This window comes from Dyella sp., from assembly GCF_035508675.1.
GTDB lineage: Bacteria > Pseudomonadota > Gammaproteobacteria > Xanthomonadales > Rhodanobacteraceae > Dyella_B.
In genome coordinates, this window is the sequence record NZ_DATJMN010000404.1 from 1 (window position 1) to 6,736 (window position 6,736).

At 62.8% G+C, this 6,736-nt stretch carries 6 protein-coding genes and 1 pseudogene; 4 read left to right on the plus strand and 3 right to left on the minus strand.

Annotated elements, in window-relative coordinates; genetic code table 11:
* Window positions 1-139: 139 nt before the first annotated feature.
* Both VMA74_RS21435 and VMA74_RS21440 read right to left on the minus strand, forming a co-directional pair.
* The gene (locus VMA74_RS21435; protein WP_325370736.1) at window positions 140-415 is read right to left on the minus strand and encodes a GNAT family N-acetyltransferase; all 276 of its coding nucleotides are present in this window, start codon (window positions 413-415) and stop codon (window positions 140-142) included.
* Between the two features lie 48 nt (window positions 416-463).
* Entirely contained in the window at window positions 464-1,540 is a 1,077-nt protein-coding gene (locus tag VMA74_RS21440; protein WP_325370738.1) for a 3-deoxy-7-phosphoheptulonate synthase, read from the minus strand.
* Between the two features lie 226 nt (window positions 1,541-1,766).
* Between VMA74_RS21440 and VMA74_RS21445 the strand changes: the two genes are divergently transcribed.
* The gene (locus VMA74_RS21445) at window positions 1,767-2,252 is read left to right on the plus strand and encodes an FKBP-type peptidyl-prolyl cis-trans isomerase (protein WP_325370739.1); all 486 of its coding nucleotides are present in this window, start codon (window positions 1,767-1,769) and stop codon (window positions 2,250-2,252) included.
* Window positions 2,253-2,381: 129 nt separating this feature from the next.
* The gene (locus tag VMA74_RS21450; protein WP_325370741.1) at window positions 2,382-3,137 is read left to right on the plus strand and encodes an SH3 domain-containing protein; all 756 of its coding nucleotides are present in this window, start codon (window positions 2,382-2,384) and stop codon (window positions 3,135-3,137) included.
* A gap of 122 nt (window positions 3,138-3,259) precedes the next feature.
* Here the strand turns inward: VMA74_RS21450 and VMA74_RS21455 are convergent, their stop codons facing one another.
* On the minus strand, window positions 3,260-5,545 hold the full coding sequence (locus VMA74_RS21455; protein ID WP_325370743.1) for a winged helix-turn-helix domain-containing protein: 2,286 nt from the start codon (window positions 5,543-5,545) through the stop codon (window positions 3,260-3,262).
* Between the two features lie 455 nt (window positions 5,546-6,000).
* Here VMA74_RS21455 and VMA74_RS21460 point away from each other — a divergent pair, with 455 nt between their 5' ends.
* Both VMA74_RS21460 and VMA74_RS21465 read left to right on the plus strand, forming a co-directional pair.
* Window positions 6,001-6,210, plus strand: coding sequence for a hypothetical protein (locus tag VMA74_RS21460; protein ID WP_325370745.1), 210 nt, complete (start codon window positions 6,001-6,003; stop codon window positions 6,208-6,210).
* A 183-nt stretch (window positions 6,211-6,393) separates the two neighbouring features.
* Window positions 6,394-6,736, plus strand: a pseudogene (locus tag VMA74_RS21465) (hypothetical protein); the annotation flags it as partial.

Here is a 6,736-nt window from a genome sequence, read left to right on the forward strand (position 1 = left end):
GGCTTTGTTCCGCCAGCCAGCAAGGCGCCAGCCACCGCAACGAACACAATGCCCGCGATCGCCAACCACGGACGCGCACGCACAAAGCGCACCGGCGCCCAGCGGCGAGGCAGCAAGCGTTTCTCATGCGGCGCGGTACTCATGCGCGCAGGTCGTCGAATTCAGGATGGCGTTGCATCCACACCTGCGCATAACTGCAGGCCGGTACGATCTTCCAAGCTTCGCGGCGCGCCGTTTCCAGCGCGATGCGCACCAGTTCGCCGGCAATGCCGCGGCCGCCAACCTGTTCCGGTACGCCGGTATGCGTAATCGTCATCACCCCGCCATCCAGGTGGTAATCGAGTTCGCAAACAAAACCGTCGACCGTGGTTTCAAAGCGATGTGCTGCAGCAAGATGCCGGATGTCCAACCCCATGATGCGCTCCAGGGAAATCGAAGGTGCCCAGCATGGAGTGCCCGCGGTCTAGGCTGCCACCTGCTCCGCGACCCGTTCGCGGCGCACCCGCACGGCCTTCGCCAGCCGATCGAGCACGTCCACCGTGGTATCCCAGCCGATGCAACCGTCGGTGATGCTCTGCCCGTAGACCAGCGCGCAACCCGGCAACAGATCCTGGCGGCCAGCCACCAAATGACTTTCCACCATCACGCCGTGGATACGCGATTCACCGGCTTCGAGCTGCGCGGCGATATCGGCCACCACGCGCGGCTGGTTTTCCGGCTGCTTGGCGCTGTTGGCATGGCTGGTATCGATCATCAGCCGTTGCGCAATGCCCGCCTTCGCCAGCACGCTGCACACGCTTTCCACACTGGCGGCATCGTAGTTGGGCTGCTTGCCGCCGCGCAGGATGACATGGCAATCCTCGTTACCCGCGGTGGCCGCAATCGCCGTGCGCCCGTGCTTGGTCACGGCCATGAAATGATGCGGTCGGGCCGCTGCCAGGACCGCGTCCACGGCGATTTTCACGTTGCCGTCGGTACCGTTCTTGAAGCCCACTGGACAAGACAAGCCCGAAGCGAGTTCGCGATGCGACTGGCTTTCGGTGGTACGCGCGCCGATCGCACCCCAGGCCACCAGATCGGCGATGTACTGCGGGGTGATCAGGTCGAGGAATTCGGTGCCCGCCGGCAGCCCCAGCGCGTTGATGTCGCACAGCAGGCGCCGCGCGAGATGCAGGCCTTTGTCGATGTGATAGCTCTCGTCCAGGTCGGGATCATTGATCAGCCCCTTCCAGCCAATGGTGGTGCGCGGCTTTTCGAAATACACGCGCATCACGATCTCCAGCGTATCGGCGTGCCGCGCACGCTCGGCGGCAAGGCGCCTGGCGTAGTCCAGTGCGGCGGCGGGATCGTGGATCGAACAAGGGCCGATCACCACCGCAAGGCGATCCTCTTGGCCATGCAGAATCCGATGCAAGGCGCTGCGCGCGTCGGCCACGGTGGCAAGGGCCTCATCGCTGGGCTGGCAATCCCGCATCACGTCGGCGGGGGTGGGAACTTCCTTGATTTCGCGGATGCGAAGGTCGTCGGTACGGCTGGTCATGGCAATCGGTTCCTTGTGGGTTTTCCGGCGACCTAAAGAAAAAGCCGCCAGGGTGGCTGGCGGCTTTTTTGGAAAGTGGGTGATCTTTACTCGTTACGATCGCGCACCATGCTCCGCCGCCGGCTTCGGATAGGCATACCAAAAGTAATAGCGGCTGGAGGTGGCGAGGATCATGGGGCCAAGTGATACCACATTGTTGTTGCGATGCAAACTGAGGGAATGGACTATGGCAGCCCGCCGTGATGCGCTACTGTGCCGCCGCCATCCGTTTTCGGAGTTTTCCATGCCGCGTCCGTTCGCCTTCCTCGCCACCGCCCTGCTCGCCCTGGGCACGCTCGGCCCGCAACCGGCCCGGGCCGACGACGTGCCGTCGATGGTGATCAAGGACGTGGTCGTGGGCACCGGCAACACGGTGCGCGACGATTCCACCGTGAGCATCCAGTACACCGGCTGGCTCTACGACGCCAAGGCTCCCGACCACCACGGCATCAAGATCGACAGCTCCTACGACAACGGCCGCCCACTTACCTTCAGCATGGGCGCGAATGAAGTGGTGGACGGCATGGAAGAAGGCGTACGCGGCATGAAGGCCGGCGGCAAGCGGACCGTGATCATTCCTTCCCGCCTGGGCTACGGCCTGCGCGGAGCGCCGCCCGACGTACCGCCGCGCAGCGCCCTGGTGTTCGACATCGAGCTGCTGAAGGTCAACTAGCAGCCGTCGGCCGCATGTCGACTCGAACAGGCTCTTAGGAATCTTGGGCGCTAGGCGTTCGCACCGAATGGCGGCATGATGCCCCCGGCATTCACGCCGTACGTCCCATCCACCCTGGAGGATTGCTCGATGAAGCGCATGCTGTGGTGGTTCGTCGCGATGGTGCTGACCGTGGTTCCCGCAACGGCGTTCGCGATGCCGGGCTACACCGTCGCTACCGTCAACCTGCTGGCGGGTCCCGACCCGCAATACCCACTGATCTATACCCTGGATGCCGGCACCCCGGTCGACGTGCAAGGCTGCACCGAAGGCTGGCAGTGGTGCGACGTGGTCGTCGCCGGCAACCGCGGCTGGATCGCCGGTCCGTACATCGAATACCTGTACAACAACCAGCCGGTTATCGTGACCGACTATGGTGCGCGCATCGGCATCCCGGTCGTGACGTTCGCGATCGGCGCGTATTGGGGCCGTTACTACGTGAACCGGCCGTTCTACTGCGATCGCGCCCGCTGGTATGGGCGACCCGTTCCGATTCGGCCCTACCCCGGCCCGCGGCCACCGGTGCGGCCGATGCCCAGACCGCCTTACGGCGGCAATCGGCCAGGTCCCGGCAACCGTCCACCTGCAAAGCCTGGCAGCGGCGGCCATGGTGGCAACTATCCGCCGCCCGGCAGCGGCGGAAACGGTGGCAACTATCCGCCGCCGGCTGGCGGCAACCGCCCGGGCCGGCCACCTTCGGGTGGCGAGCAAGGCGGTAACGCCGGCGCGCGGCCTGGCAGCGGCCAGCAAGGCGGCAGCAATGGCCGCGGTCCACAGGGCAACCGCCCGACACCGCAGCGAAATCCGCCGCCGCAGCGCGATAAAGGCAACGACAACGGCGGTTAAGATCACACGCAGGTTGGCGATCAGGCGAAGCCGAACCCCAACATCGCCACCTGCATGGCAACGTTGGGGTTCGCATACGCTCACCACCCACCTATGCGCTTCGGCTCTGGCTTATTGCAAGTTCAAAACGCCAGCACGGCAGCTTCCGTCGGCGCCGGCCGATCACCGGCCAGCGCTTGCACCTTGTTTCGATACGTCTCCCACGCCGACATCTGGTTCAGTGCCCGGTACACGCAGGCTTCCGTCCAGGCGGCACGCCAATCCTGATCGCTCCAGCTCGAAAGACGGCCACTCACCGCCACGGCTTGATCCACATCGCCCATGCTCAGCAACGCCAATGCATATGGCTGACCCACGCTCACGATAAGGTCGGGCACACCGATCTTGTCCGCCAGCGCCATGGCGAGTTTGAGTTGTTCGAGCGCCTGTTCGCGCCTTCCTTCGCTCCATGCCTCGGCTGCCGTGGCGCGCATCAGATCAAGCCTGATCCACTCGTCCTGCGCCATCAGCGGCGCGGCCCAGGTGTGCATCGCGGCAACCGTGCGCTTGAGTTCGTCGGTTTTGCCGGCACGCAGCAGGATGTTGACGTTGCCAAGCCATGCTTCCGCGGCATTGCGCTTGTCGTCGTCCTGCACCAGCGCCGATCCCTGCATGGCCTTGGCGATCCATGCCATCGCCGCCTGGGTTTCACCACGCTGCAGCGACAGTTGCGCCAGCAAGGCCTGCACCGATGCGCGCTGCGCGGGGTCGTCGCCGGCCTTGAATTGCCCCAGCAGTTGTTCGAGCACGGCACTCGCCTCGGCGGTATGGCCGTTGTCCGCCAAGGCCATGGCGCGCAGCATCACCAGCGCATTACGCACGTAGCTGTCGCAAAATTGCATGTTTTTCTGCTCGAACGGCCAATACTGCTCGGTCGTCGCCAGTTCGTCGGGAAACTGCAACAGCATCTTATGCGAATAAACCAAGCCCTGCAGTGGCGTGGACAGCAACTCCCGCATGCCCATGCGCCGGTCATGCTCATAGGCCTGTTGCAACAGCGCCAGCGCCTGGGTGAACTGTCCGCGCTGCATGGCGATTTCCGCCACCGACACGTCCACTTTTGACTGGCCTACGGTATCGCCCGCCAAGGTGTAATTGATGCGGGCAAGGCCAAGATCCATGGCCGCTGCGTCCCGCTTGCCGTCAAAGAACTCCAGGTGCGCGCGGTCGAGATAGGCACAAGCCAATGCCTCGACATCCTTCTGCCCTTGCAGCAGACGAACCGCTTCGCTCAGCGCCACCTCGCCCTGCGCCAACTGATGCTTGCGGTAGTAGCTATACCACAGGCTGGTAAGCACTTTGCCGCGCAAAATCTGTTTGTCCGCCGGCAACTGCTGCAGGAGATCGTTGAATGCCTGCTCGCAACGTTCGACCTCGCCCGCATTGCACAGGAAATCCGCCTCCGCGTAGGCAAACTCAGGCGTGCGGCGCAAATCGGGCGGCGCCTGGGCGATCAGCGATTGCGCCAGGTCGGGATGGCCGGCCAGCTGTGCCGCTTCTATGCGCAACAGATATTGCTGTTGCGAATCGCCACCATGATCCCCGGCGCCAGCGCTATAACCGAGCTGCGCCAGCAGCAGATCACTCGCCGCATGCGCCGCGTCGAGCACATCGGCAGACGAGGATTCCGCCTGCCAGCCATGTCCATCGCGACTCTTCGCATCCAGATGCACGTGCCAGGTGTTGCCGACCAGGGTCACGCGTGGGCTGATGACCAATGCGAACGACGCCAAGCCGCCCTGTCCTTTATCCGCCTGGTTCAGCAAATTGAGCACATTCTGGCTGCTTTCGGTGGGCACCTTGGCCGAGCGCAACTGGTTGGAGATCAAATCCATCAAGCCAAGTTGCAGCCACTTCCAGTCTTCCGGTCCGCTCACCGTGGCGGGCAGCACCGCCGCCGAGCTGTGGTCGAATTGCAGGGCGGCTGGCGCCGCCTCCGCGCGATGGAATTGCAAGCCTGCATACACGGTCGCCAATCCCAGCGAAAGCAGCAAAGCGACCAGCAACGCCGGACGCACCCGTTTTGCCGGCCGTGGCATGCTTGCGCCCCGAGCAACACCGCTCGCCTCACCCACAGCCTGCGCTTGCATCCGCCCTGGGCCACGCGTCTGGACGGCAATCTCCAGCATCCAGCGGTAACCCACGCGCGGCACGGTCTTGATGCAGCGCTGCTCGTTGCCGGCGTCACCCAGCATCCGCCGCAAGCGCACCACGGTTTGCGCCAGCAGATTGTCGCTGACATCGGCGCGTCCCCACACAGCGGAAATCAACTCGTCCCTGCCAACCGGGCGCGCCCGGTTTTCGATCAGGTACACCAGACAATCGAATGCGCTGGCCGGCAACGCAACCGGCTCGCCGTGGCGAGTCAATTCCCGCGCAAGAGGATCAACACGACAATCGTCAAAGCAATAAACCGGATTCCCCATCTAGAAATTTTATCATCCAGCCTTGTAGAACCGTTATTTCAAACAGCCAGGATGCGAACTGCGTAAAGTTTTGCTTGCTTGACAAATAACGCAACAAGGTCCGGCAAATATCGCAATGTCGGTTGCGTTCGGCGCACCTGTCACTTGCTTCGTTTTGCCTGCGAATGGTTTTGCATGCGGATTGCGATGCCGCGCAAAGGCGTGCGCATCAAGGTGTCGCTCGGCTTCGATGCATCGGGCATGTGCCTGCAAGGCGCCTACGTGGTAGCCGACGTGGAACATCGCGGTGCGCCCGACACCATCACCGTGCACGCACGCAGTGCACGCGCGGCCGGTCTGCTGGCCGAGCGCAAGGAGCAAGCGCAGTTGGAGCGACACCACCGTGGGCCATATCGTCAATGTCACGGAAGCTCGCGGGTTGGCCGGATGCTATCACCGCCTACGATTGGATCGCGGCCAAGGCCACGCACAAACTTGACGGCAACGGCGGCTACCTTATGTCGCTCGAATTGGAAAGCAAGGCCACAGCCACCGACCATGCCGCCGTAAATGAGGACGACGATTATGCTGATGATGAGCGGCTTTCAACACGAGCATCCACTCAGTGAGGCAATCGGCGTGTCCGCAAATCTGCGCGGATGTTCAGTAAATGTGAAGAACCACACTTCCGCCCAGGTTTGGAGCAGACCGAAGGAAATGGCGGGACTTCTTTCATATCTACGTGCACATTTCCCCTGCTAAATTCCATGTATCCGGTAGGTGGTCTGCCGGCTCTCAGAAGGGGAACCCCGATGTCACGCATTCAAGGAGTACGCAAAGCACTGCTCGCCGGTTTTGTCGCTATCGGCTTGACGTCCACAGCCTTTGCGCAAACTTCGGCGCCCGCCACGGGACTGGGTCAATCCTGGCCGAATGCATCAGACGTCAGCGCCAATCCGAACTGGCACGTCTACGTATTCTTTCTGCACGGCGTTAAATACATCCAGATCAATGATCTGAATGGCACCGTCCACGCGGCAGTCGGCGCCGCCAATGGGACAACGATTGTCCTGCCGGTGGGTGTTGATGCTCAAAACGTCACGACATCAACCACATCGGCAGCGTCCTCAACGGCGCAGGTGGTATATCAAGATG